We start from the raw sequence: 26757 nt of genomic DNA, 5'->3' as shown, positions 1-26757 counted from the left end.
GGCCCGATGGCACTGTACGTCGTCGGCGACCTCCAGGGCTGCCTGGACCCGCTGGAACGCCTGCTGGAGCAGGTGCGCTTCGACCCGGCGGCCGACCATCTATGGCTGGTCGGCGACCTGGTCAACCGTGGCCCGGACTCGCTCGGCTGCCTGCGCCGGGTCCGGGCGCTGGGGGATGCCGCGACCGCGGTACTGGGCAACCACGACCTGCACCTGCTGGCCACCGCGGAAGGCGTGCGCCCCCCCGGCGGCAAGGACACCCTGCGCCCGGTGCTGGACGCCCCGGACGCCGCCGACCTGCTGGACTGGCTGGCGCGGCGCCCGCTACTGCATTCCGACACGGCCAGCGGCTGGACGCTGGTGCATGCGGGCCTCCCGCCGGCCTGGGACCCGGGCACAGCGCAGACCGAGGCACAGCGCGTGGAGGCCGATCTACGCGACCCCGCCCGCCGTCAGGCGCTGTTCGAGGTCATGTACGGCGATGAACCGACACTGTGGAGCCCCGATCTCGACGGCTACGACCGCTCCCGCTACACCATCAACGCCTTCACCCGCATGCGCTACATCACCTCCGATGGGGCGCTGGAATTCGCCGGCAATGGCCCGCCGGAAGAGGCCCCATCCGGCCTCACCCCCTGGTTCCAGGTACCCGGCCGCGCGGCCGCCGGCCACCCGATCGCGTTCGGCCACTGGGCCGCCCTCGGACATCGCGTCGGACCGGACTGGCTGGCCCTGGACAGCGGCTGCGTCTGGGGCAACCGCATGACCCTCGCCCGCCTCGACAACACGGACGGCGATCCCACCCGCGTGACGACCTGGCAAACGCCCTGTCCCGCCTGACCCGGCCGCTACCGCGCAGCACCTTCCAGGCACCCGCCTTCCATCCGGCCGCATATGCCATGTTGTGGCTGGCCATGGTTCATCACTCGGTGTTTACGGTGGCTTCGGTCCGCATACTGCCGTGCGCTGTCTCGCCAGCGCGCCGCGAGGTACTTTCTTGCTTGCCCAAGAAAGTACCCTTCGAGGCGCACCCGGATTCCGCCCGGGAACCTTGCTCCAGGGCCCTCGGACCGGCGGCGCTGAACTCGCTACGCTGCGCTTCGCTCAGACATCCAGCGCCTTCTCCCGGCCCGAGAACCCTTCCGCAAGGGGCTCCATACGGGAGGCGAAGGTCAAAACCGACGGTATCCGGTAGGGTGCGGTTGAGCGCAGCGAAACGCACCGTTCCCCACGTCGTGCGAAACCCTGATGCGATTCGCTGCGCTCATCACATCCTACGTCCCCCGGCGCCCGCTTCGCGGGCGCGACACGCAACGGCCACAGGCCGAGCGTGCCGAAGATGTCCAAAGACCTAGCCATCATCCACTGGCAAGAACGCTGCGATCGCCGTTGTTTGGACCTTCCTCCCCGTTGTCGTCGCGCCGAGTGGAGAGGGTTTTCGCGGGACGATTCTAAATAGACACGGGGCGCTGGATGTCTGAGCGGAGCCGCAGGCGCAGCGAGTTCAGCGCCGCCCGCGAAAAGCCTCGGAGCGAGGGAAACCCCGGCCCGCGCAGCGGGCCGGGGTCGCGGCAGTCGGGCGTGTTTCTTGGGTACTTCTTTGCACGAGCAAAGAAGTACCTCGCGGTGCGCTTGCGAGAGAGCGCTCGGCAGGCCGCCGGACGAAGCCACCGTAAACAGCAGATGACGAACCGGGGCCAGCCGCTCCCGGGAGGCGGGCGAGACGCGGTCAGCGCAGGAAGAGGGAGTAGGCCGGATTCCCGGTCTCCTCGTGCCATGGATACCCGACCTCCTTCAGAAACTCGCGGAACCGCGCCCGATCCTCGGCGGGGATCTGCATGCCGACCAGCACGCGGCCATAGGCGGCGCCATGGTTGCGATAGTGGAACAGGCTGATGTTCCAGGTCTGGCCCATGTGCGTCAGGAAATTCAGCAGCGCGCCGGGTCGCTCCGGAAACTCGAAGCGGTAGATCCGTTCGTTGCGGACCTCGCCACCGTGGCCGCCGACCATGTGCCGCAGATGGAGCTTGGCCACCTCGTTCTCGGTCATGTCCAGAACGTCGTAACCTGCCTCCTCCAGGGCCGCCAGGATTTCCTGGCGCTCGGCATCGCCCCCTTCCAGCTTGATCCCAGCAAAGACCTGGGCTTGCTCGTCATCTGCGTAGCGGTAGTTGAATTCGGTGACCCCGCGCTTGCCGATGGCCTGACAAAACTGGCGAAAGCTACCCGGACGCTCGGGGATGGTGACCGCAAACAGGGCCTCGCGATGCTCGCCGATCTCGGCACGCTCGGCCACGTGACGCAAACGATCGAAATTAATGTTCGCGCCACTGAGCACCGCCGCCAGATTCGCGCCCTGCAGGCCTTCGCGCTGGATGTACTGCTTCATCCCGGCCACCGCCAGGGCCCCGGCCGGCTCGGCCACCACGCGGGTGTCATCGAAGATGTCCTTGATGGCCGCGCAAATGGAGTCGGTGTCCACCAGCAGGACCTCGTCGACCAGATCGCGGCACAGGCGGAAGGTCTCCTTGCCGACCTGACGCACTGCTGCACCGTCGGCAAAGATCCCGACCTGCTTGAGGGTGACCCGGCGGTTCTGTTGCAGCGCCTTGTACATCGAGGGCGCATCATCCGGCTCCACGCCGATGACCTTGATCTCCGGACGCAGGCGCTTTATGTAGGCCGCCATGCCTGCCGCCAGGCCACCGCCACCGATGCACACGAACACCGCGTCCAGTTCGCCCGGGTGCTGGCGCAATAGCTCCATCGCCACCGTGCCCTGCCCGGCGATCACGTCGGGATCGTCGAACGGATGGATGAAGGTGTAGCCGTGTTTCTGTTCCAGTTCGCGGGCGTGGGCGGCCGCCTCGTCGAAGGAGTCGCCGTGCAGCACAGCCTTGCCACCGAACCGGCGCACCGCGTCGATCTTGATCGATGGCGTGGTCACTGGCATCACGATCACGGCCTTGATGCCGAGGTGACTGGCCCCCAGCGCAACCCCCTGCGCATGATTGCCGGCGGAGGCGGCGACCACGCCCTTTGCGCGCTGCTCCGGGGTTAGCTGGGCGATCTTGTTGTAGGCGCCACGCAGCTTGAACGAGAACACCGGCTGCAGATCCTCGCGCTTCAGCCACAACGTGGAGCCAAGGCGCTCCGACAGATTCGGCATCGGGTCCAGCGGCGTCTCGCGCGCGACATCGTAGACGCGCGCCGTCAGGATCTTCTCGAGATAGGGGAATTTCATGCCCCAAACGATAGCATGCGAGGCCTTAACGCTTCCGCTTGTCCCGGGGACGGAGCAGTCGGTATCCTCAATGGGTTACGGACAGAATATTCGGGAGACGGTGATGAATCAGGACGAAATGAAAAAGGCGGTCGCCGAGGCGGCGCTGGAACGGATCGAGAGCGGCTGGATCGTGGGTGTGGGCACCGGTTCCACCGCGAACTACTTTATTGACGCCCTGGCCGGCATCAAGGGCAAGATCGATGGCGCCGTGGCCTCCAGCGAGGCCAGCGCCGAGCGCCTGCGCGGCCACGGTATCGAGGTACTGGACCTGAACTCCGCCGGTCCGCTGCCGATCTACGTCGACGGGGCCGACGAGGCGACCCGGCATCTGCACCTGACCAAGGGCGGCGGCGGCGCGCTGACCCGCGAAAAGATCGTCGCGGCGGCGTCGAAGACCTTCGTCTGCGTGGTCGACGAGACCAAGGTCGTCGACTATCTCGGCGCCTTCCCGCTACCGATCGAGGTCATCCCGATGGCGCGCAGCCACGTGGCCCGCGCCCTGTCGAAGCTGGGCGGCAACCCGGAACTGCGCGAGGGCTTCAAGACCGACAACGGCAACGTGATCCTCGACGTGCACAACCTGCGCATCATGAACCCGGTGGAGCTCGAATCCGAGCTGGACCATATCGCCGGCGTCGTGACCAACGGACTGTTCGCCCGCCGTTCGGCGGATGTCATGCTGGTGGGCTCCGCCTCGGGCGTCGAGGAGATGACCGCCGGTTAAGCAGGTCGAGTCCGCCACGGTGAACGCGACGGGCAAATGGCTGATCATCATCGGCGGGCTGATCGTCCTGATCGGTCTGCTGTGGCCGTGGCTCGGAAAAATCCCCTGGGGCCGGCTCCCGGGTGACATCGTGATCGAACGCGAGAACGCCCGCTTCTACTTCCCACTCACCACGATGATCATCGTCAGCGTGGGGATCACGATCCTCCTGGCGCTGTTTCGTCGCTGATACCGCTCCAAAAAAAGGGCCGGGATCGTATGATCCCGGCCCTTTTTAACGCAGGCAAGCGGTGAGACGGACAATCAGCGCGTCATCACCTCGTCGTAGAAATGCTGCAGGCCGCCTTCCAGGAAGTGGTAGTTCTCGATGCCGCGTTCCTCCAGGTGATACTGCAACCAGCGCACCTGCTGACCGTCCTGGTCAAAGATCAACAGCGCATCACCATCCCGGTTGGCCTGGCCGAGGATGCGGTTAAGCGTATCGATGTTCTCCAACGGGGCCGACATCTCGCGCCCGGCAAACAGCGAGATCTCGTCACGCTCCTCGTTGCCGCGCACGTCCAGCACCACCGCATTGTCGTCGTTGCGAACACGACGGGCGAAGGTGTCGGCATCCAGCAACCGCGCCTCGAAGGCCTCGTCCGTGATGAGCTGGGTCTCGGGGTCCTCGATCGGCTCGCCGCGGAGCATGGCCAGCCCCGGGTAGCGGTCTGCCCAGTCCGCGACGCCGGCGTCATAGGCCTGGGTCGGGCCGAGCCCGGCCGCGTTGGCCCGCGCGGCAGCGCGATAGGACATGTAGCTCTCGCGCCCGTTGCAGTAGAACACCAGGGGCCCGCCATGCTGGTCTTCCAGGGCCCGTACCTGATCCTCGAAATCCGGGGCGCCCAGCGGTACATGATGGGCCCCCTCGATGTGCAGGATGTCGTATTCCAGCCGCGGGCGGACATCGATCACCGTGGAACGCGACAACTGGCCCCGCAGATCGAACAGGTCCACGGCATCCACGCCGAATCGCTCGTAAAGACTGCGGCCGGGAAATTCGACAAAGGCCTGGGCACTGGCCACGACGGGGGCCGCCGCCAGCCCGAAACAAAGGGCCATCACGGCGAGACGGGGACTCAAAGAGCGAAAGGTCATGCGAACTCCCTTGCATGGACGGGTGGACATGCCGCATACACTGCCGCGGCCTGGACGGGCATTGCATACGCCCGATGGGGCGACGCGACGTGACGATCCTTTATTCCGTCGCGACCGCCCGGTGCCCCCGATTGTAGCCAACCCGGGCGGGCCATGTGCAGCACCCGCTTGTGCCGGCTCGCCAGCCCTACAGCAGGACCTTCTCGATCCCGCCCTCGCGCGCCCGTTCGATGAAGGCCTTCTGCCAGCCATCGCCCATCAGACGGTTGGCCATCTCCACCACGATGTAGTCGGTATCCATCCCGGTGTCCTCGCGATAGCGCTCCAGGCCCTGCTGGCAGGCCGGGCAGGAGGTCAGCATCTTCACGTTGCCGTCCTTCGCCTTCTCCTCTCCGGTCAGCTCCTTGATGCCCTTGTGCAGCTCTTCCTGCTTGCGGAAGCGCACCTGGGTGGCGATATCCGGACGGCTGATCGCGAAGGTCCCGGCCTCGCCACAGCAACGGTCGGACTGCAGGACCTCCTGACCCAGCAGCTTGGCCGCGACGTCGGTCGGCTTGTGCGACTTCATCGGCGAATGGCAGGGATCGTGGTACATGTACTGCACGCCCTCGAGCCCCTCGAGATGGACGCCCTTCTCCATCAGGTACTCGTGGATGTCCAGCAACCGGCAACCCGGGAAGATCCGCTCGAACTCGTATTTCAGGAGCTGATCCATGCAGGTGCCGCAGGACACCACCACGGTCTTGATGTCGAGGTAGTTGAGCGTGGTCGCGAGGCGATGGAACAGTACCCGGTTCTCGGTACTGATCTGCTGGCCCTTCTCGAAATCGCCACCGGCATTCTGCGGATACCCGCAGCACAGGTAGCCCGGCGGCAGCACGGTCTGCGCGCCGACGTCGTAGAGCATGGCCAGGGTGGCCAGGCCCACCTGACTGAACAGGCGCTCGGAACCGCACCCGGGAAAGTAGAACACCGCATCCGAATCCAGATCGGTCTTCACCGGGTCGCGCAGGATCGGCACGTAGCGCGAATCCTCCAGCCCCAGCATCTGGCGGGTGGTCTGGCTCGGCAGCCCGGCGGGCATCGGCTTTTTCACGAAGTGCACGACCTGCTCGTGCATCGGGGCCTTGCCGGTGGTCGAGCGCGGGGTCTTGCCCTCCCCGGTCAGGTTCAGCTTCTTGAATGCGAAATGCCCCAGGCGCTGGGCGGCATAGCCCATCTGGATCGCACCCTTGCGGATGCCCTTGATGGTGGCCGGGTCCTTGGCGTTGAGGAAGGCCATGGACATAATCGTCGCCGGCGTCGCCTTGCGCTTGCCCTTCTTGTTCAGGATCGAACGCATGTGCATGGTCACGTCGCCGAAGTCGATGTCGACCGGACACGGATTCAGGCACTTGTGGCAGATCGTGCAGTGATCCGCGACGTCGTTCATCTCCTCGAAGTGATTCAGCGACAGCCCGCGCCGGGTCTGCTCCTCGTAGAGGAACGCCTCGACGATCAACCCAGTCGCCAGGATCTTGTTGCGCGGCGAGTACAGCAGATTGGCGCGCGGGACGTGCGTGTTGCACACCGGCTTGCACTTGCCGCAACGCAGGCAGTCCTTGATCTCGTCGTTGAGATCGCCCAGCTCGCTTTGTTCAAGGATCAACGCCTCCTGCTTGACCAGGCGCAGCGACGGCGTATAGGCATTGGACAACCCGGAGCCCACCAGCAGCTTGCCGGCGTTGAACACGCCATTCGGGTCGACGTCCTTCTTGTACTTCGCGAACGACTCGATGCGTTCGGGCTCGAGATACTGCATCTTGGTCAGCCCGATCCCGTGCTCGCCGGAGATCACCCCATTGAGCTCGCGTGCCAGGCGCATCACTTCATCCACCAGGCGCTCGGCCTGGTGCATCATCTGGTAGTCATTGGAATTGACCGGGATGTTGGTGTGCACGTTGCCATCGCCCGCGTGCATGTGCAGGGCGATAAACAGGCGGCTGGTCAGTACCCGGTCGTGGATCGCGGTCAGCCGCTTGCGCACCGGCTCCAGCTGGTGCCCGCCAAAGATCTCGAACAGCGGGCGCTCGACCTCGGCGCGGTAGGAGATGCGCAGGCTGCGCCGCAGCAGCACATTGATCAGCTTGTCATGGTCGCGCCGATCCGCACGAGCGGGCTCGTCCAGCAGCTCGTCACATTCCGAGGCCTGGGTGAAGAAGTTGTCCGAGATTGCCTCCCAGCGCTTCTTCACCGTCTCCAGGACCTCCACCGCACGCTCGCGCTTGGCCTCGAACCACTGCTGGCCCTCGCCACCGGTGTCGTCCAGCAACTCGCGCAGCTCCGGATGGTCACCGCGCATGCACTCCTGCATCTCGTCGACCATCCGGAGCTTGTTCTTCAGCGACTCGCGCACGTTCAGGGTCTCGATCCCCTCGGTGTACTCCGCCAGGCGCTCCAGCGGGATCACCACGTCCTCGTTGATCTTGAACGCGTTGGTGTGGTGAGCAATCGCCGCGGTGCGGGCGCGATCCGCCCAGAAGCGCTTGCGCGCCTCGGGGCTGACCGCAACGAAACCCTCGCCATTGCGGGCGTTCGCCGCGCGCACCATCCTGGCCGCCAGCTTGCCCAAGGCATCCTCGTTGTCGGAGACAATGTCGGCGACCAGGACCATCTTCGGCAGGTCACCACGGGCGCCCTTCGGGGTGTACTTCACCGCCCGCACGTAGCGCTCGTCGAGGTGCTCCAGGCCCGCCAGCAGGACTTCGTCCTCGGCGTCCACCGCATCCTTGATCTCGACGATCGCCGGCACGGCCTGGTGCAGATCGGTCCCGTAGAACTCCAGACACACGGTGCGGATGTTGTCCGGCATCCGGTGCAGGATGAACTCGGCCGAAGTAATCAGACCGTCGCAGCCTTCCTTCTGGATGCCCGGCACGCCCATCAGGGTCTTGTCGGTCACGTCCTTGCCCAGCCCCAGCTTGCGGAAGCTCTGTCCCGGCATCTCCAGGATCTCGGGCTCGCCCTTCGGGGTCTTGCCGTCCGGCTGATAGCGGCTCACGCGGAAGCGCACAACCTCGGCGTCGTGGATCTTGCCGAGGTTGTGGTCGAGGCGCTCGACATACATCCACTCCGCCTCGGGGGTCACCATGGTCCACGCGGCCAGGTTGTCCAGCGCGGTGCCCCACAGCACGGCCTTCTTCCCGCCGGCGTTCATCGCGACGTTGCCACCGATGGTGGAGGCGTCCTGCGAGGTCGGATCCACCGCGAACACCAGGCCGTTGCGATCGGCCAGCTCGGAGACGCGCTTGGTGACCACACCGGCCTCTACCCGCACCACCGGTACGTCATGCTCCACGCCCGGCAAGGGCCGGCGCTCGACCTCGCCCAGACCTTCCAGCTTCTCGGTGTTGATGACCGCCGAGCGCTTGGACAGGGGGACGGCACTGCCGGTGTAGCCGGTGCCACCGCCACGCGGGATCACAGTCAGGCCGAGGTCGATGCAGGCCGCAACCAGCGGGCCCATCTCCTCCTCGGAATCCGGGGTGAGCACCACGAACGGGAGCTCCACACGCCAGTCGGTCGCATCGGTCACGTGGGAGACCCGCGCCAAGCCGCCGAACTGGATGTTGTCCTTGTGCGTCAGGGCCTTCATGCGCTTGCGCACCTGATCGCGCAGCGCGGCGGTATCAGTGAACTCCTGCGCAAAGGCGGACACCGCCGCCTGCGCGCGCTGACCCAGCTTAAGCGCCTTCTCGTTGCCGTCGGCCCGGGCCGTGATCTGGCCCAGACGATGCTGCATGGCGTCGATCAGCGCCTTGCGGCGCTTCTTGTCCTCCAGCAGATCGTCCTGGATGTACGGGTTTCGGGTGACCACCCACATGTCCCCCAGAACCTCGAACAGCATGCGCGCGGACACGCCCGTCCGACGCTCCCCACGCAGCTCGTTGAGGAGGTCCCAGGTATCGGAACCGAGGAAACGGATAACGATTTCGCGGTCGGAGAATGAGGTGTAGTTATAGGGTATTTCTCGGACGCGTTCGGCGGTCATTGAGGCGTAGCCCCCCGATCAGAATGTGGCAAAAGAGTAACGGGTCCGCACGCCCTGCGCACGAAGTCGCACTGTTGGTCCATGCTTTTCGGCACCAAACTATCGGTGCCGGGGGGCCTTTACGTCGCCAGGGAGACGCTGATCGATTCACGCGTGCGCGCTGGCGTCCCATGAGCATCTCCCTAGAAATAAGCCAGAAGACCCAGCACCCCGATAACGATCAGATAGATCGCGACGATGTAGTTCAGCAGGCGGGGCCGGATCAGGATCAGGATGCCCGCCACCAGGGACAGGATGGCCATTAGCAGGCCTGGTTCGATATTCAGCGTCATTGGCGATCATTCCTTTCGCTCGTGGGGTTCAGGGATACATCAAGGGCCCGCAAGGGAAGCACTGACTGCGCTTCCCCAGGGACGGATCTCAAAAGAGCTTCTCTTCCATTTCCAGATAGACCGCGTTGGCGTTGCTGCGGTTGGTCTGTTCGAAGGCCGGCAGGTCTTCGTAGTCACTCCAGTCCATCGCGGAGTAGGCCTCGTCGAAGGAATCCATGTTCTCGACCGCCACGGCCATGTGCTCGCGCAGCTTCACCAGGTAGTCGCGGGTGAACCTGACCGCCCGGGCCGCCTGATCGGTCGCCTCGCCATGCCCCGGAATCAGGAACTTCAGGTCCATCTCCATCAACTCTTCCAGGCGCTTGACCCAATTCTCCGAATCCAGCGCATCGTCGCCCAGAAACGGAATCCGGCCATCGAACACGATGTCGCCGGCGAACACCACGCCGGTCTCCTCCACCACCATGATGATGTCGTCCGGCGAGTGTGCGGGCCCCGCGTGCACGCACCGGAAGGTCTTCCCGCCGAGACGGATGGTGTACTCGTCCTCGAAGAATTCGTCCGGCGGGATGATCTGGGTGTCCTCGTCCACCCATGGGGCCAGCACGCCCCGGCGCTGCTCGAGCCGCGCCACCGCACCGGCGCCTCCCAGATAGTCCCGCGCGCGCGCCTGCCCGATGATTTTGGCATCGGTGTGGTCCGCGAACGCCTGCAGGCCATAGATGTGATCCGCGTGATAATGACCTGCGATCACGTACTTGATCGGCTGGTCGGTCACCTCGCGGATCCGGCGAATCATCTCGAAACCAAGTGGCGGCGTCCCCAGGGCGTCATATACCACCACGCCCTCGTCGGTCACGACGAACCCCGCATTCGAGGTATGCCCCTCGTTGTCGGGATCCGGAATACCGGAGATCCCGATCATGTACCAGGTGTCCAGCCCTTCGACCTCGTGGGCTGTCACATCCACGCTGACCGGCTCGTAGGGATTCTCGGGTACCGACATGGTCAATCCTCTCTTCTCTGGCATTTTGATCGATCCGACCCAGTGCGGCCGGGTTCTGCGGAATTGGACGGAAAAAGGGCGGGAGAATTCCCTGCATTTCCCGATCACTGTCGAGGGATTGTAGCGGAGTCGGGAGCGAGGTTGACGGGATGCCGGGGTCCGGGCGTTTGTGGCTACCGGGGACCGGTCGCCAAGGTCGGCGGTGGCTGGCCATTTAAAGGCAGGGAGACCGGAAGCAGGGTCGGCGTCCACAAATCAGCGGGGCGGTGCCGAAACGTTCTGGCCCGAATCGTTGCCAGGCTCCGGGGATGGCAGTGCGCCCCTTCGAGGGGCGCACTGCCTTGGCTGGGGGACCAGGATTAATCGGCGCCATGCGCCTCGCCCTTCGGGCCAGCGCCGCATACGGCGCTGTTCGGCTCGGCTACGCCTCACCCTCGAACCTTGCAGGTTCTCATCCTGAAATCTTCCAACCATTCATGAAAAAAGGCCCCACAAGGGGGCCTTCTTTCATGAATGGCTGGGGGACCAGGATTCGAACCTGGGTTGGCGGAGTCAGAGTCCGCAGTCCTACCGCTAGACGATCCCCCAGTAAACCGGGTCGGGTGCAGCCCGAAACTCGACGCGAATTTTAGCGCTTCGAGTACTGCGTTGCACGACGGGCCTTGCGCAGGCCGATCTTCTTGCGCTCCACCTCGCGGGCATCGCGGGTCAGGTGACCACCACGACGCAGCGACGGGCGCATGTCTTCGTTGTACTGCACCAGGGCGCGGGCAATACCCAGACGGATCGCGCCGGCCTGGCCGTTGCCGCCACCGCCTTCAACGGTCGCGATCACGTCAAAGTTGCCGGTCGACTCGGTCGCCTCCAGCGGCTGGCGTACCACCATGCGCGAGGTCTTGCGGCCGAAGAAGTCGTCCAGCGGCTTCTCGTTAACCGTGATGTTGCCCGTGCCGGGACGCAGGAAGACGCGCGCCGAGGCGGTCTTGCGGCGGCCGGTGCCGTAATACTGATTGATAGCCATTCGGATCGATTCCCTTGCTGATTCTGGCGGCTCAGACTTCGAGCGGCTGCGGCTGCTGGGCCGTGTGCCGGTGTTCGGTACCGGCGTAGACCTTGAGCTTCTTGAACATGGCCCGGCCAAGCGGGTTGCGCGGCAGCATGCCCTTGACGGCAAGCTCCAGCACCTTCTCCGGATGACGCTCGATCATCTGGGTGAAGTTGGCTTCCTTGATGCCACCCGGGTAACCGGAATGGTGGAAGTACTTCTTGTCCATGGCCTTGTTGCCGGAGACGCGGATCTTCTCCGCGTTGATCACGACGATGTAGTCGCCGGTATCGACATGCGGCGTGTACACGGGCTTGTGCTTCCCGCGCAGGCGATGTGCGATTTCCGTGGCGAGTCGACCGAGGGTCTTGCCGTCGGCGTCGACGAGAAACCAGTCGCGTTCGACTTCGGCCGGCTTGGCGCTAATGGTACTCATGATGTTCGATGCTCCGAGGTCGGGGCGATTCAGAAAGCGCGCAAGAATAACGCTTCCCTCCGCCCAATTCAAGCTACAGGGACAATTCCCGAGACGCGAAGGCGTCCGCCCTCGGGGGAATCACGGATCAATGTGCAGAACATTCGCGTGCATGCCCCGGACACAAACAAGGGGCCGCCCCGAAGGCCGGCCCCTGCAACCCCCCGGGCGCAATGCCCGGGGGGGGTTGCGCTGCCCGTTACAGCTGGGCTTCAGCGCGCTCCTGGACTTCCTGCATCAACTCGGGGTCGTTCTGCAGGGCCATGGCCACTTCGTTGTATTCCTCGACGCTCATGCCCGAGTCTTCAACCGCGTTGACCATTTCGTCCTGTGCTTCCTGCTGCATGGACTGGGCCTCGGTTTCGTCCTCGGCACTCTGCAGGCGGTCGGCGAAGTCTTCGCGCACTTCCTGCACCGCAACGAAGGCGGTTACGAAAGTGTCGATGTCTTCTTCGCTCAGATCCACCTCGGGGGCTTCCTGCATCGGGGCGCCACCCTGGGCCGCGCCACCCTGGGCACCACCCTGAGGTGGCTGGCCGCCCTGAGCACCGCCACCGGCACCGCCTTCCTGAGCCGGCGGCTGGCCGCCCTGGGCACCGCCCATGTCACCCCCACCGGCGCCACCTTCGGCACCGCCGTACTGGGCGGAGGCGGCTCCACCCACGGCAAACAGGGAGGTCAGGGCCATCGCGAGCATCGTCTTGCGCATATTCATCATGTTGCTCCTTTTCCTTTGGATCGTTCGGATCTCGGGGCGAAGCCGGCTACGACTCAAGGTCGATCATCAGCACGCCCGATTTCGTTGCAACCGTGTGAGGAGGAATGGTCCGTCACTGCGGTTCCGATTCCTCGATTGCTGCCCGAGGAGGAGCAGGCATCGTGCCAAGATTGGAAAAAGACAAACAAAACACTTTTAAACAGCGACTTATGCTCTCATCACCCCAAAAGGGCCGGGGAACGCACCAACGGTAAACCGGGTCAGAATGATACATGGGTCAGGTCGACCCGGGTCAGGATGTCACGATGGGTCGGATTCCCCGAGTTTGCGGTACAGCGTCTTGCGGCCGATGCCGAGGATCCGCGCAGCGCGTTGCTTGTTGCCGTCCACATGCTCCAGCACCCTGCGAATGTAGTCGCGCTCGCGCTCCTCCAGGGTCGGCCACTGGCCGTCGTCGCCCATCCCCGGGACCGGCGTCGCCCCCTCCGCCCGGTCGCCCGTCGTTCCGCCGGGATCCTCGGCGGGCGCCTCGAATACGCGCTCCGGCAGATCACGGGTCTCGATGACCTCGCCGGCCGCCAGGGTGGCGGCACGCTCCATCAGACTCGCGAGTTCGCGGACGTTCCCCGGGAACGGATACCGCACCAGCGCACGCAGGGCCTCCGGGCTCAGGCGACGCTCGGGCAGGTCGCGGGCCAGGGCCTGCTGACGCAGGAACTGCAGGGCCAGGCGTTCGATGTCATCGCCACGCTCGCGCAGCGGCGGGATCTCGATACGAAAGGTCTCCAGGCGATAGTAGAGATCCTCACGGAAACGACCGTCGGCAATATGTGCCTGCAGATCCTGATGCGTGGCCGCCACGATACGCACATCGGTCGCGATCTCCTCGTTGGCGCCCACCGGACGCACGCGACCATCCTGCAGAAGACGCAACAGCTTGCTCTGCATGGCCACCGGCATCTCGGCAATCTCGTCCAGGAACAGGGTGCCGCCGTCGGCCTCGGTAAACAGGCCGCGCCGAGCCCCCTTGGCCCCACTGAACGCACCGGCCACGTGCCCCAGCAACTCCGACTCCAGCAGGGCCTCGGGGATGCCCGCGCAGTTAATCGCCACGAACGGACCACCGGCCCGCTCGCTTTCCGCATGGAGCGCGCGCGCCACCAGTTCCTTGCCGGTCCCGGACTCGCCGGTGATCAGGACACTGCCGTCGGCGGCCGCGATCCGCCGAATCAGGTCGAACAACTGCAGCATGGCCGGACTGCGGCCCTGCATGCCGTGAAAGCCATCGGCCTGCGCAAGGACCTCACGAAAGCGACGCACCTCGTCCTTCAAACGCCGCGCCTCGGTCACCCGGTCGGCGGCCAGACGCAGGTGATCCAGATCCACCGGCTTGGTCAGGAAGTCATCCGCCCCCGCCTTCAGCGCGGCCACCGCCTGGTCGATGGTCCCAAAGCCCGTGAGCATGATGAACCCGGGTGCCGGCACCCGGGCGCGGGCCTCCTGGAGCACCTGGAAGCCATCCGCGCCGGGCAGGCGCAGGTCGCTCACCACCAGACTGAAGGCCTGCTGCGCAAGCACCCGCGCGGCATCCTCGGCACTGGCAACCGCCGTAACCGCGTAGCCGGCCTCGGTCAGCTCCTCGGTCAGCAGTTCGCGATGCCCGCGATCGTCCTCCACGACCAGGACCGACTCCGGGGGCGTTGCGGGGACTTGTGCCTTGCTGCTCATCGAAGCGAATCCTCCTGGGCGCCAGCTGACACCGGCAGATGCACGACAAAACGGGTCTCCCCCGCGACACTGCGATCCAGCATCACCGTACCCCCGTGGTCCTCCAGCGCCACCTGCGCCACCGCCAGCCCGAGCCCGGTCCCCTCGCCGGTGGGCTTGGTGGTAAAGAAGGGCTCGAACAGGCGTTCGGCCTGCTCATCGTCTATCCCTCGCCCGGCCGTGGGGCCGTCGTCCGCCACCACCAGCTCGACCCGGTCGGACGAGGCATGCCAGCGGACCCGGACCTCGCGGGCGGCGACCTGCGCGGCATTCTCCAGCAGATTCTCCAGGGCCTGGCCCAAGCGCAGGCGGTCCGCGGCGATGGTCAACTCGGGGCCTTCGAGCCGGAATTCCACCCCGCCGGAGGCATGCCGCTCGCGCACACGCCCGACCAGATCTCCAACCAGCTGCGCGAGACCCAGCGAGCGTTCCTGCAACGGATTGCGCCGGGCAAAGTCCAGCAGCTGGCGCACGATGGTCTCCACCCGCTCCAGCTCGGCCTTCAGCGCCTCCATCTCGGTGCGCGCCGGATCCGCCTCCGGCAGGTGCCGGATGGCGCGCTGCACGCGACCGGCGATAATCCCGAGCGGCGTCCCCAGTTCGTGTGCCACGCCGGCCGCCAGCTGGCCGATCGCCGCCAGCTTCTCCGAGTGCCGCAGCTTCTCCTCCAGCCGTCCCTGCTCAAGGCGTTGCGCCTCCAGTTCGGCCTCCGAGGCCTCGCGACGCTCCATCATGCGGTTCATCGAGACTGCCAGGCCGCGCAGCTCCGCCGGTCCCTGTTCCGGCGCCCGCAATCCACGCTGACCCTCGCCAATCGCGCGCATCGCGGCCATCAACCGAGACACATGCCGCCCCACCGCCCGGTGGTACCCGAACAGCACCACCAGCAGAAACAGCCCGCTAATCCCCAGCATCAGCAACCCACCCTGCCACTGGAGCTGCGCGACGAAGGCCCGGAACGGTGTGACGTCGCGCGTCACCTGCAACAGCCCCACGATGCGACCGGCCGGATCGGACAACGGAAGAAAGAACGAAAAGGTCTCGCGCCCCTGATGTTCGCCGAAAGCCCCGAGGCTCCCGGTTTCGCTGATGACCTGCGCCTCGCCACGGCGCTGCAGGGTCGGACTGGGCGGGCCACTGGCCGCCACCATCCGGCCGTCGGCATCGTAGACATAGACCCCGAACACCTCCTCGATCTGGAACAGGGAGTCCAGCGACTGCTGCACACCGGCCGCGTCGTCCTGCAGCATCGCACCGGCCACAGGCAGGCGGATGGAGCGCGCCACCAGCTCGATGTCCTCCTGCATCCGGTTTTCCATCTGGGTCTGAAATTCGTGCAGACCCAGCGCCACCACCGCGGCCATCAACAGCAGCAGGGGCAGCAGCACGAACGACAACACCGCGGTGCGCAGACTGTTCAGGCGTCGGGTCATAAAGGGCGATTCGCAGCGTCGTCGAAGGCCACCATGGTAGACACGGCGGCCGGCATGACGCGAATTGCAGGCAAAAAAAAGCGCGGGTCGAGGCCCGCGCCAAGAAAACCACCAAAGGAGGATGGAGGAGTCCACCAACCGCTGACAGGGGGGACAGCGATTAGCGTATGCAAATCTTCTAATATGGCGATATTCTTGTCAAGTGGTGAATGCGCAGGGGGTCGCAGATTCACCGCATCGTCATATCACGTACCCTTGAAGACCTGCATACCCCGTAAGACGCCCGCTCGACGGTTCTATTCCCGGGTGCGCGCAATCCAGCGCCTCCAGCCTTCAAAATTCGAATTCGTTCACGGATCCCGCCGCTATGCTTCGCCATCTGAGCCACCCTGTCACCCCGCTTGCCCAGAACGCCACTCTGATCTGGTGCGACGTCACCGGGGCGGCGGCCTGGGTCGATCCCGGCGCGGATGCCGCGGCCCTGGAACGGATCGCGCGGGATCAGGGCGTCCACCTGGAAAAGATCCTGCTGACCCATGGCCACCTGGACCACGTGGGCGCGGCCGCCGAACTGGCCAAACGTACCGGCGCGCCGATCATCGGCCCGCACCGCGACGATGCCTTCTGGCTGGACCAGCTCCCGGCGCAGGCGCAGATCTTCGGCTTCTCCGAGGTCCAGCCACTGGTGCCCGATCAGTGGTTGGAAGATGGCGACACCGTCGAGCTCGGGCAAGCCACCCTCCACGTCCTGCACTCTCCCGGCCACACCCCGGGCCACGTGGTCTTCCACGATCGCGAGGGCCGGCTCGCCCTGGTCGGTGACGTCCTGTTCCACGGCGCGATCGGCCGCAGCGACTTTCCACGCGGCAACGGGCGCGAGCTGCTGGACTCCATCACCGGGAAGCTCTGGCCGCTGGGCGACGACACCAGATTCGTCCCCGGTCATGGTCCCGAGTCGACCTTCGGCGAAGAACGCCGCAGCAACCCCTTCGTCGGCGACGACGTCATCGCCGCCCCCGGCAGCGAACCCGGACGCGGTCGCTACTACTGATCCGACCGGCCGCCGCCCCGGCACTGCAAACGGAAAAGGCCGCCCCGAAGGGCGGCCCTCTCCTGGTACACATAAAGGCTTGCGGTCAGCCGTTGGCGCGCAGCGCCGCGATGCGCTGCTCGATCGGCGGGTGGCTCATGAACAGCTTCTTCAGCCCCTGGGCCATGCCGCCGCGAATACCAAAGGCGGCCATCTGGTCCGGCATGTCCACCGGGCGACCGGAGGCGCGCGCCAGCGACTCCAGCGCCCCGATCATCTTCTCGCGGCTGGCAAAGCGAGCCCCCGCCTCGTCGGCGCGGAACTCGCGCTGACGCGAGAACCAGAACACGATGATGGAGGCCAGGATCGCGAGGACGATCTCGGCCACGATGGCGGTGATCCAGAATGCCGGCCCGTGACCGGACTCGTTCTTGAAGATCACGCGATCGACAAAGTGACCGATCACGCGCGACAGGAAGATCACGAAGGTATTGACCACCCCCTGGATCAGCGCCAGGGTCACCATGTCGCCATTGGCCACGTGGCCCACCTCGTGCCCCAGCACGGCCTCGACCTCGCCCTGCCCCATGTTCTGCATCAACCCCGTGCTGACCGCGACCAGGGCATTGTTCTTGCTCATGCCCGTGGCGAAGGCGTTCGGGTCCGGCGAGTCGTAGATACCGACCTCCGGCATCCCGATTCCGGCCTCGCGGGCCTGACGGGTGACCGTCTCCAGCAGCCACTGCTCGGTGGCGTTGCGTGGCTTGTCGATCACGTGGACCTTCATCGTCTTCTTCGCCATCCACTTGGAGATGGCCAGCGAGATGAACGAACCACCAAAGCCAAACACGGCGGCGAAAATCAGCAACGCGGTCAGGTCGAGATTGACCCCCTGGTCGTCCAGGATGCTCTCGACCCCAAGGATGCGCAGAGTGATGCTAAGGACGATCAGGATGGCGAAGTTGGTCGCCAGAAACAGCACGATACGTTTCATGAAGCTTTCCTGTACTCCAATTAATAAACTCGACGGGATGAACCGATAGTCGGGGCGCAGCGGCCAAATTCAAGCACCGCCGCGTTCACAGACCACACAGGTACGCGCGGGTTCAGGCCGGGCGCACCTCCAGGCTGTCCGCGTTCTGATAGCCGCGCGGGAGCTGACGCCCGCGACGCGCGCGCTCGCCAACGTACTCGGCCCATTCCGCCGGGGCCAGTGCCTTGAAGCGCTTGCCCGCATGCACGACCAGGGTGTCCTGCGGCGCCAGCACAGCCACCCCGAGCACCCGCTCGGAGCCATCCTTGAGCGCCGCGGACGGGATGCCGATCAGCTTGTTGCCTTTGCCGCGCGCCAGTTCCGGCAGCCCCGCGGCCGGAAACACCAGCAGATAGCCGCGGGTCGTGACCACCGCGATGTGATCCTCGTGCGGGTTGCGCACCGGCGCCGGCTGCAGCACGGCCGCGCCAGCCGGTACGCTCAGCACGTTCTTGCCTGCCTTCTGCCGGCCGAGCAGGTCACCCAGCTTGGCAATGAAGCCGTAGCCGTGATCCGAGCCCAGCAGCCAGCGGTCTTCCTCCGCCCCGGTGGCCAGGCCCACAAAACGCGCCCCCTCCGGCGGGTTCACCCGGCCGGAAAGCGGCTCGCCCTGGCCGCGCGCCGACGGCAGCGTGTGGGCCGCAATGGTGTAGGTGCGACCGGTGGAGTCGATGAACGCCACCGGCTGGTTGCTGCGCCCGATGACCGCCGCCTGGAAGGCATCTCCGGCCTTGTAGCTGAGCCCGCGGGGATCGACATCGTGGCCCTTGGCCGCGCGCGCCCAGCCCTTCTCCGAGAGCACGATGGTCAGTGGCTCGGTCGGCACCAGTGCCGATTCATCCAGCGCCTGCGCGGCCGCGCGTTCGACCAGCGGCGAGCGCCGCTCGTCGCCATACTCCTTCGCGTCCTGCTCGATCTCGCGGCGGACCAGGGTGCGCAGGCGGCGCTCGGAGCCCAGCGTCTTCTCCAGCTGGTCGCGCTCCTGGCTGAGCTCGTCCTGCTCGCCGCGGATCTTCATCTCCTCGAGCTTCGCCAGATGGCGCAGTTTCAGCTCCAGGATCGCCTCGGCCTGGATATCGCTCAGGCCAAACCGGCTCATCAATTCCGGCTTTGGCCGGTCGTGTTCGCGGATGATCGCGATCACCTCGTCGATATTGAGGTAGGCGATCAGCAGGCCTTCCAGCACGTGCAGCCGCGCCTGCACCTTCTCCAGCCGCCATTGCAGGCGCCGGCGCACCGTCTCGATCCGGAACTGCAGCCACTCGCCGAGCAGCCCTGCCAGGTCGCGCACCCGCGGCCGTCCATCGAGGCCGATCACGTTCATGTTCACGCGGTAGGTCTTCTCGAGATCCGTGGTCGCGAACAGATGCGCCATCAGGCCCTCGACGTCCACCCGGTTCGAGCGCGGGGTAATCACCAGGCGCGTCGGATGCTCGTGGTCGGACTCGTCGCGCAGGTCCTCGACCATCGGCAGCTTCTTCGCGCGGATCTGGGCGGCGATCTGCTCCAGCAGCTTGGCGCCGGAGACCTGGTGCGGCAGCGCGGTCACCACGATGTCGTCGCCCTCGCGCTCGTAGCGCGCCCGGGCCCGGATCGAGCCCTGGCCGGTCTCGTAGACCTTTCGCAACTCGGCCGGCGGGGAGATGATCTCGGCCTCGGTGGGGAAATCCGGCGCCGGGAGGATCGCGCACAACTCCTCGACCGTTGCCTTCGGGTGCTCCAGCAGGTGCACGCAGGCAGCGGCCACCTCGCGCAGGTTGTGCGGCGGGATGTCCGTCGCCATACCCACCGCGATCCCGGAACCCCCATTGAGCAGCACATTCGGCAGCCGCGCCGGGAGCATCTTCGGCTCGTCCAGCGCACCATCGAAGTTGGGCACCCAGTCCACCGTGCCCTGACCCAGTTCGGAAAGCAGCAGCTGCGCATAACGCGACAGGCGCGACTCGGTGTAGCGCATCGCCGCAAAGGACTTGGGATCATCCGGCGAACCCCAGTTGCCCTGCCCGTCGACGAACGGATAGCGATAGGAGAACGGCTGCGCCATCAGCACCATCGCCTCGTAGCACGCCGAGTCCCCGTGCGGGTGGAACTTGCCGAGCACGTCGCCCACGGTGCGCGCGGACTTCTTGTACTTGGCGGTGGCGGAGAGCCCCAGCTCGCTCATCGCGTAGATGATCCGCCGCTGTACGGGCTTCAGGCCGTCGCCGATATGCGGCAGCGCACGGTCCAGGATCACGTACATGGAGTAGTCCAGGTACGCCTTCTCGGTGAAGTCCTTCAGCGGCAGCTGCTCGCCGCTGTTGGCGAACAGGCTGGGGGTCTCGATATCGGTCATCGACGGTCTCGCGGACGTGGATGGGCCGGGGTTTTACGCCGGGTCGGGCCCGCGTACTGTAGCGGGCACGCGCCCGGCGTTCCACGGGTGCAGTCGGAAAACGCATCATCGACAAGGAGTCCGTCCGTGCCGGATACAGGCTGGACCGCCAGTATCGTCGCCATCGCCGTCTTCGCCCTGGCGGTGATGAGCGTCGTGCACGCGCTGCTGCAACGCCGCGATACCGGGACCGTCATCGCCTGGGTCGGGCTGATCGTGTTGCTGCCCCTGGCCGGCTCGCTGCTCTACTGGCTGTTCGGCGTCAATCGTATTCGCCGGCGGGCCCACGCCCTGCGCGAGGGCTATCTGATCGCCGACCCCAGCACCGACGGGACCAGCCTGGCCGAGCCACCGGAACGCTGGCAGCGCCTGCTGCATTCCGGGGACCGCCTGAGCCCGTTCCGCCTGGTCGGTGGCAACGCGATCGAACCGCTGTTCGACGGCGATCGCGCCTACGCGCAGATGCTGGCCGCGATCGACGCGTCCCGTCACAGCATCAGCCTGGCCACGTACATCTTCGACTATGACCGCGTGGGCGAGCGCTTCGTCGCCCACCTGCAGCAGGCACAGGACCGGGGCGTGCAGGTACGCATCCTGATCGATGCCATCGGCGCGCGCTACAGCCGTCGCAACACCCTGCGCCAGCTGCGCCGGGTGGGCCTGCCTGCCGCCGCCTTCATGCCGGTACACCTGCCGAGCAGCCTGGCCGCCTTCAACCTGCGCAATCACCGCAAGATGCTGGTGATCGACGGCGCCCGCGCCTTCACCGGCGGCATGAATATCCGCCGCGGCCACAGCCACACCAACCCGGGTCCGCACCCCATACACGACCTCCACTTCGAGCTGCGGGGTCCGGCCTGCACCCAGTTGCAGCGGGTCTTCGCGGAAGACTGGCAATTCGCCACCGGCGAACGCCTGGAGGGGCCGCTCTGGCTTCCGCAGTCCGTAGACCCCGCCGGCGCCCGCGCCTGCCGCGGCCTTCCGGACGGCCCGGACGAGGACTTCGAGGTCCTGAACTTCACCCTGCAGTCGGCGCTGGCCGAAGCCCGCGAACAGGTCACCATCGTGACCCCGTACTTCCTGCCCGACGTGGCGCTCACCGGGGCGCTGAAGGCCGCGGCCCTGCGCGGGGTGCAAGTCGACATCCTGATCCCCGCCCGGAGCAACCTGCGCCTGGTGGAGTGGGCCAGCCGCCCGCAGCAGGCCGAACTGCTGGAGCGCGGCTGCCGGCTGTGGCTCACACCACCACCGTTCAACCACGCCAAGCTGATGCTGGTAGACCGCGAGTGGGCCCTGGTTGGCTCCGCCAACTGGGACCCGCGCAGCCTGCGCCTTAACTTCGAGTTCAACCTGGAATGCCTGGATGCCGGACTGGGCCAGGAACTGGCCACCTGGACCGACGCGCTGCGCGCACAGTCGCACCCCCTGACGCTCGAGGAGGTCCGTGCCCGGCCGCTCGCGACCCAACTGCGCGACGGGGCCGCGCGCCTGCTCACGCCGTATCTGTGACCGACCGTTAGCCACCCCCGCGGTGACCCTCACGCGAACCGGGACGCGCGCGCGTGTTCTTTTGTACTGTAGCGGCAGGGACCGAGCGCGGGCACCGACCCGCATCGCTTCACCGCAGGGGGGCAAGGGATGGCACGGCACTGGGACGCAAGCGCAGGGAACCGATGAACGGGATCCTTGCGCCATCGCTCTACCTTGCAGCGGGGCTGGCGATCTACGCCACGCTCAGCCACCTGCTGCACAGCCGGCAAAGTGCCCGGAGCACCGAGCACCGGCTGTTCGCCGCGATGTGCGGCCTGATGGCGGTGCTTGCCGTCGGATCGGCCCAGACCTACCAGGCCGGCACCGTCGAGGCCTATACCCGCGCACTCACCCTGAACGTCTATCTGCTGGGACCGTTCTACGTGCTGTTCGCCGCCTTCGTCGCGGCCCATACGCGCACCTCCGCCCGCTGGCTGATCTCCGGTCTTCTGGTACTGCTGGTCATCACCTGGGTGGTCAACACCCTGCAGCCCTACAGCATGCAGTACCAGGTGATCGACGAACTCCGCCCCCTGGAACTCCCCTGGGGCGAAACCGTGGCCCTGGCAGTGGGTACCATCAGCCCCTGGTTCGGCTTTGGCGTGCTCGCGGTCTTTCTGGTCCTGGGCTTCGCCCTCACCACACTGATCCGGCACTACCGGCGCTATCGCCAGACCACCACCCTGCTCCTGCTGGGCGGGATCGGGGTCTTCGTCCTGTTCACCTTGCAGGGCGTCCTGGCCCGGGGGGGCGCACTGGAGATGCCCCAGCTCGCGCCGTTCGGCTACGTGGTGATGGTCGTCATGATGAGCCTGGTACTGAACCGCGAGACCAGCGAACGCCTGCGTGACTCGGAAAGCCGTTTTCGGGCGCTGGTGGAGCAATCCCCGGTCGGCATCCAGGTACTCACACCGCAGGGCGAGATCCGCCAGTGCAACGCCGCCTGGGAAACCATGCACGGCGCACAAGCCTCCCTGCCGGGCGGCAACGTTCTGGACCGCCCGGATGCCATCGACCGGCACATCCACGAACCGCTCAAGGATGCCCTGCGCGGACACTACCGCGAGATCGGCCCGCTGCCCTACACCCCACCAGCCCGCCCCGACCAGTCGGCCGAACCCGCCGACCCCGACCCGGCGACCCAGACCACCCCGCTCATCACCCCCGAGCGCTGGCTGCGGGGCTGCATCTACCCACTGCAGGATGCCCGCGGCGAGGTACAGGACGTGATCGTGATGCAGGAGGACATCACCGCCGCGCACCGCAGCGAGGACGCCCTGCGCCTGATCGCCGAGGGGCTGCAGGCGCGCTCGCGCGAGGAGTTCTTCCAGCAGCTGGTTCTCAAGCTGAGCAACCTGTTCGCTGCCGACTATGCCCTGATCGGCATCGAGGATCCGGAAAAACCCGGCGTGGTGGAGACCGTCGCCCTGTGCACCGCGGGGCAGATCGTGGAGAACTTGCGCTACGACCTCGCCGAGACCCCCTGCGAACGTGTGCTGGAGATCGGTACCTGTATCTACCCCTGCGACGTACAACAGCGCTTTCCGGCCGACGAGATGCTGGTGGAGATGGACGCCGAGAGTTATCTGGGGGCCCCGTTGCTGGACAGCCAGGGCACGCTGCTGGGGCACATCGCCATGGTCAACCGACATCCGGTGGAGGATGTCGACAAGGCGATGGAGATCCTCGGGATCATGGCCGACCGCGCAGGGGCGGAACTGGAACGCCTGCACACCGAGGAACACATCCATGCCCTGGCCTACCACGACTCCCTGACCGGGCTGGCCAACCGCACCCGCCTGCACGACGACCTGACCCGCCATATCGAGGAGGCCACCGCCGGCCACCTGCATGGCGGGCTGATCCTGATCGACCTGGACCACTTCAAGACCATCAACGACGCCCTGGGGCATGCGGTAGGCGACACCGTGCTGGGCGCGGTGGCGGACCGCCTGCGCAGCCATGCCCCCGAGGATGCGCTGATCGTGCGCCTGGGTGGCGACGAGTTCGCCGTTGTCCTGCCCCCGTGCGCCCGGGTACGCGAGACCCTGGAGCCGGAACTGCAGGCAATCGCCGAGCGCATCCTGGAGGCCCTGCAGCGCCCGATCATCATCGGTGAACGCACCTTCGGGGTCGGCGCCAGTCTCGGCTGCGTATGCTATCCCGACGCCGGCGAGAGCTCGGCAGAAGCCCTGCGCCACGCCGATATCGCCCTGTACCAGGCCAAGCGTGCCGGCCGCGGCGGCGTGCAGTTCTACCGCCATGCACTGCAGGACGAGGCGCATGCCCGCCTGCAGATCGAGGACGGGCTACGACAAGCGGCCGAACGTGACGAGCTGGACCTGCACTACCAGCCGCAGTTCGATGCCGCCGAGCGCCTGATCGGAGCCGAGGCCCTGCTGCGCTGGCAGCACCCGGAGATGGGCCAGGTCCCGCCAGATCTCTTCATCCCGGTCGCCGAGGAGACCGGCCTGATCCACGGGGTCGGCAACTGGGTCCTGGAACACGCCCTGATGCAGCTGTCGCAGTGGCAGGCCGGGAACCTGCAGCCACCTCGCCTGGCCTTGAATCTCTCGCCCTGGCAACTGGCGCGCCCGGACTTCGTCGACCAGTTCCAGGCGCGGCTGCGCCGACACGGGGTGGACGGCCACGCCCTGACCCTGGAGGTCACCGAGTCCGGCCTGCTGCGCGACCTGCCGGACGCCATCACCAAGCTGGGCGCGCTGCGCCGGCTGGGCATGCGCATCGCCCTGGACGACTTCGGGACCGGCTATTCCTCGCTCGCCTACCTGCGCGACCTGCCGGTGGACGAGCTGAAGATCGACAAATCCTTCGTCAAGGAACTGCTGGCCGGCGGTGACCGGACCCTGATCGAAAACATCGTGGACATTGCCCGCAACATGGAGCTCGACGTCATCGCCGAGGGCGTGGAGCACCCGGAACAGCGGGAGCAGCTCCTGGCCCTGGGCTGCACCCGGTTCCAGGGCTTCCTGTTCAGCGCGCCGCTGACGCACGAACAATTCGTCGCGCGACTGCATCGGCCGTAGACGAGGCCGGCCGATTCAGTCGCGAGCGGCCGGGTCTTCCAGCCCGCAACCCAGCGCGCCGCGCCGGCGCAGGGACAGATCCGTTTGCCGGCGCTCCTCTCCGGGGCATTCCCGGTACAGCACGATCCGGCTGCCGCCTTCCTCCTTTGCCACGTACATCGCGCGGTCGGCGCGCTGCAGCAACGCCTCCACATCGTCCCCGTCCTCGGGGTAGAGCACCGCCCCCATGCTGAGCCCGACGCGAACCGACTCGCGATTCACCTCCACCGGCTCCTCGAAGCGTTCGATCAGCTTGAGTCCGACCCCCGTCACCGCATCCGGATCACGCACATTCTCCAGCAGCAGCACGAATTCGTCGCCGCCCACGCGGGCCACCACGTCGCTCTCGCGCACGCCCTCGCGCAGACGCCGCGCCACGGTCACGAGCATCACGTCGCCGGCATCGTGTCCCAGGCGATCGTTGATGGGTTTGAAGCCGTCGAGATCGCAGACCACCAGGGCCAGGCCGGTGCCGGCGCGCTGGGCCCGGCGCAGGGCCTGCTGAATATGCTCCTGCAGCAGACTGCGATTGGGCAGGCCGGTCAGGGAGTCATGATGGGCCTGGTGCCACAGGCGCTCCTCGGAGGCCTTGTCGCGGGTGATGTCACGGACCATCCCGAGGACCTGCACGGCGCGGCCTTGGGCGTCCCGATCGATTTCGCCCTCGACCCGCACATGGCGCAGCCCGCCGTCCGCGCGCACCACCCGGTGATCCACCCGGTAATAGGCCTCGTGATCCAGCGCCTCGTTGGTAGCGCGGCGCACCCGCGTACGGTCGTCGGGATGGATGGCTCGCATGTAGGCCTCGAATCCCGCGGTATCGGTTTGCGGGTCGAGCCCGAACAGATCGAAGACATGCGTGGACCAGTTCATCCGCAGACCACGAATATCCCAGTCCCAGTAACCGGCCCCGGCAATCCGCTGGGCCTCTTCCAGGCGCTCGGTAGTCTCCTGCAGGGCCGCGGTTCGCCGGGCCACCGCCGCCTCCAGCCCGGCCTGCGTCTCGCGCAGGCGCGCCTCGATCTGCTGGCGCCCCTCCAGTTCCTTGTGCAAGGCGGCGTGATCACGCCAGATCCTCCGGCGCACCCGCACCCACATCAGCACAATCATCAGCATGGTCAGGACGGTGGCCACCAGCATCACCTGCTGCGCCTGTTCATGGCGCTGCGCCATGGCCGCCACCGCCTCCTCGTTATCACGTTCGAAGGCCGCGAGGATGGCCTCCATCTGCTCCAGCACATCCTCCTGCACCGGCATCGCGTCCGCATACAGGATCGCCAGCGCCTCGTTGCGCCCACCCGCCAGGGCAATGTCGAGGAGCTCGGACAGGATCGGGGCACCGGTCGCGGTCAGCGCACGCAGTTCGGCCAGCAGCGCAGCGTCGCGAGGGGTCCGAGCCAGTAATTCCGCACCCTCGCGGGCGTCCAGGAAGCGCTCGGCCAGCTCGCGAAACTCCCGCTGGTAGCGATCCTGCAGGGCCGGGTCCTCTGCACTGATCACGAGCGAGGCGCGCAGCATGCGCTCGCGCACGAGGCTGCGCATGCGATGCACGCGGTCCACCTTCTGCACGTACTCCTCGGTAAGGGCCTGGACGTCGTACTGCAGCTGCTGCACCCGAAGCCAGCTGGCGACGGCGACCACCGCGACCAGCAGCAGCACCACAACAAAGGCGCCGGTCAGCCCGGGAACGAAGGGACGCGGGGCCATCGCGTCTCAATCCCAGCCGGGGACGGGCCGGTCCATGGACGCAC

Annotated in this window: 20 protein-coding genes, 1 tRNA gene and 1 other RNA gene; 6 read left to right on the top strand and 16 right to left on the bottom strand. The window is 66.3% G+C overall.

All coding sequences use genetic code 11. From position 1 onward, the window contains the following. Positions 1–6: 6 nt before the first annotated feature. Entirely contained in the window at positions 7–840 is an 834-nt protein-coding gene (locus tag F792_RS0101615; protein WP_018168115.1) for a symmetrical bis(5'-nucleosyl)-tetraphosphatase, read from the top strand. A 264-nt stretch (positions 841–1104) separates the two neighbouring features. On the opposite strand, the gene F792_RS14960 is transcribed toward F792_RS0101615, so the two are convergent. Both F792_RS14960 and ilvA read right to left on the bottom strand, forming a co-directional pair. Beyond that, on the bottom strand, positions 1105–1362 hold the full coding sequence (locus tag F792_RS14960) for a hypothetical protein (RefSeq protein WP_081620105.1): 258 nt from the start codon (positions 1360–1362) through the stop codon (positions 1105–1107). Positions 1363–1729: 367 nt separating this feature from the next. Beyond that, positions 1730–3244, bottom strand: a complete 1515-nt coding sequence (gene ilvA, locus F792_RS0101610) for a threonine ammonia-lyase, biosynthetic (protein ID WP_018168114.1) — start codon at positions 3242–3244, stop codon at positions 1730–1732. A gap of 103 nt (positions 3245–3347) precedes the next feature. On the opposite strand from ilvA, the gene rpiA reads away from it, so the two are divergent. Together rpiA and F792_RS0101600 are read left to right on the top strand one after the other, a co-directional pair. Continuing rightward, the gene (gene rpiA, locus F792_RS0101605; protein ID WP_026313012.1) at positions 3348–4010 is read left to right on the top strand and encodes a ribose-5-phosphate isomerase RpiA; all 663 of its coding nucleotides are present in this window, start codon (positions 3348–3350) and stop codon (positions 4008–4010) included. A 19-nt stretch (positions 4011–4029) separates the two neighbouring features. Then, on the top strand, positions 4030–4239 hold the full coding sequence (locus tag F792_RS0101600) for a DUF2905 domain-containing protein (RefSeq protein ID WP_018168112.1): 210 nt from the start codon (positions 4030–4032) through the stop codon (positions 4237–4239). Between the two features lie 74 nt (positions 4240–4313). On the opposite strand, the gene F792_RS0101595 is transcribed toward F792_RS0101600, so the two are convergent. The 11 genes from F792_RS0101595 to F792_RS0101550 form a co-directional block, all read right to left on the bottom strand. Further along, on the bottom strand, positions 4314–5147 hold the full coding sequence (locus F792_RS0101595; protein ID WP_018168111.1) for a rhodanese-like domain-containing protein: 834 nt from the start codon (positions 5145–5147) through the stop codon (positions 4314–4316). A gap of 187 nt (positions 5148–5334) precedes the next feature. Next, positions 5335–9177 carry a DUF3683 domain-containing protein gene (locus F792_RS0101590; RefSeq protein WP_018168110.1) on the bottom strand — a complete coding sequence of 1281 codons (3843 nt, stop codon included), beginning with the start codon at positions 9175–9177 and terminating at the stop codon, positions 5335–5337. Between the two features lie 182 nt (positions 9178–9359). Continuing rightward, complete coding sequence (locus tag F792_RS14410) at positions 9360–9509, bottom strand: DUF3096 domain-containing protein (RefSeq protein WP_018144103.1); 150 nt, start codon at positions 9507–9509, stop codon at positions 9360–9362. Between the two features lie 88 nt (positions 9510–9597). Continuing rightward, entirely contained in the window at positions 9598–10515 is a 918-nt protein-coding gene (locus F792_RS0101580) for an MBL fold metallo-hydrolase (protein ID WP_018144104.1), read from the bottom strand. A 342-nt stretch (positions 10516–10857) separates the two neighbouring features. Then, a non-coding RNA gene (locus tag F792_RS14405) (RtT sRNA) lies at positions 10858–10993 on the bottom strand. Between the two features lie 36 nt (positions 10994–11029). Further along, positions 11030–11103: transfer RNA gene (locus tag F792_RS0101575), tRNA-Gln, on the bottom strand. Between the two features lie 40 nt (positions 11104–11143). After that, positions 11144–11536, bottom strand: coding sequence for a 30S ribosomal protein S9 (rpsI, locus tag F792_RS0101570; RefSeq protein ID WP_018144105.1), 393 nt, complete (start codon positions 11534–11536; stop codon positions 11144–11146). 31 nt (positions 11537–11567) lie between these two features. Then, on the bottom strand, positions 11568–11996 hold the full coding sequence (gene rplM, locus F792_RS0101565) for a 50S ribosomal protein L13 (RefSeq protein ID WP_018144106.1): 429 nt from the start codon (positions 11994–11996) through the stop codon (positions 11568–11570). Between the two features lie 238 nt (positions 11997–12234). Next, positions 12235–12750 carry a DUF4168 domain-containing protein gene (locus tag F792_RS0101560; protein ID WP_018168109.1) on the bottom strand — a complete coding sequence of 172 codons (516 nt, stop codon included), beginning with the start codon at positions 12748–12750 and terminating at the stop codon, positions 12235–12237. Between the two features lie 303 nt (positions 12751–13053). After that, on the bottom strand, positions 13054–14481 hold the full coding sequence (locus F792_RS0101555) for a sigma-54 dependent transcriptional regulator (protein ID WP_018168108.1): 1428 nt from the start codon (positions 14479–14481) through the stop codon (positions 13054–13056). After that, a complete protein-coding gene (locus F792_RS0101550; protein WP_018168107.1) occupies positions 14478–15953 on the bottom strand; it encodes an ATP-binding protein in 1476 nt (491 codons plus the stop codon). Before F792_RS0101550 ends, F792_RS0101555 begins: the two co-directional genes overlap by 4 nt. A gap of 367 nt (positions 15954–16320) precedes the next feature. Here F792_RS0101550 and F792_RS0101545 point away from each other — a divergent pair, with 367 nt between their 5' ends. After that, a complete protein-coding gene (locus F792_RS0101545; RefSeq protein WP_018168106.1) occupies positions 16321–17004 on the top strand; it encodes an MBL fold metallo-hydrolase in 684 nt (227 codons plus the stop codon). Between the two features lie 85 nt (positions 17005–17089). Here F792_RS0101545 and htpX read toward each other — a convergent pair whose 3' ends face one another. Then, positions 17090–17977, bottom strand: coding sequence for a protease HtpX (htpX, locus tag F792_RS0101540; RefSeq protein WP_018168105.1), 888 nt, complete (start codon positions 17975–17977; stop codon positions 17090–17092). A 112-nt stretch (positions 17978–18089) separates the two neighbouring features. Beyond that, positions 18090–20351 (bottom strand): DNA topoisomerase IV subunit A, encoded by a 2262-nt coding sequence (gene parC, locus F792_RS0101535; RefSeq protein ID WP_018168104.1) that lies wholly within the window; start codon positions 20349–20351, stop codon positions 18090–18092. Between the two features lie 126 nt (positions 20352–20477). Here parC and cls point away from each other — a divergent pair, with 126 nt between their 5' ends. Continuing rightward, on the top strand, positions 20478–21899 hold the full coding sequence (gene cls, locus F792_RS0101530) for a cardiolipin synthase (protein ID WP_018168103.1): 1422 nt from the start codon (positions 20478–20480) through the stop codon (positions 21897–21899). 164 nt (positions 21900–22063) lie between these two features. After that, on the top strand, positions 22064–24967 hold the full coding sequence (locus tag F792_RS0101525) for an EAL domain-containing protein (RefSeq protein WP_018168102.1): 2904 nt from the start codon (positions 22064–22066) through the stop codon (positions 24965–24967). Between the two features lie 15 nt (positions 24968–24982). On the opposite strand, the gene F792_RS0101520 is transcribed toward F792_RS0101525, so the two are convergent. Beyond that, the gene (locus tag F792_RS0101520) at positions 24983–26713 is read right to left on the bottom strand and encodes a diguanylate cyclase domain-containing protein (RefSeq protein ID WP_018168101.1); all 1731 of its coding nucleotides are present in this window, start codon (positions 26711–26713) and stop codon (positions 24983–24985) included. Positions 26714–26757: the final 44 nt, after the last annotated feature.

The organism is Thioalkalivibrio sp. ALMg9, from assembly GCF_000380625.1.
GTDB lineage: Bacteria > Pseudomonadota > Gammaproteobacteria > Ectothiorhodospirales > Ectothiorhodospiraceae > Thioalkalivibrio > Thioalkalivibrio versutus.
Note: the sequence above shows the minus strand (reverse complement) of the source record. Positions and strands in the feature narration are given on the sequence as shown.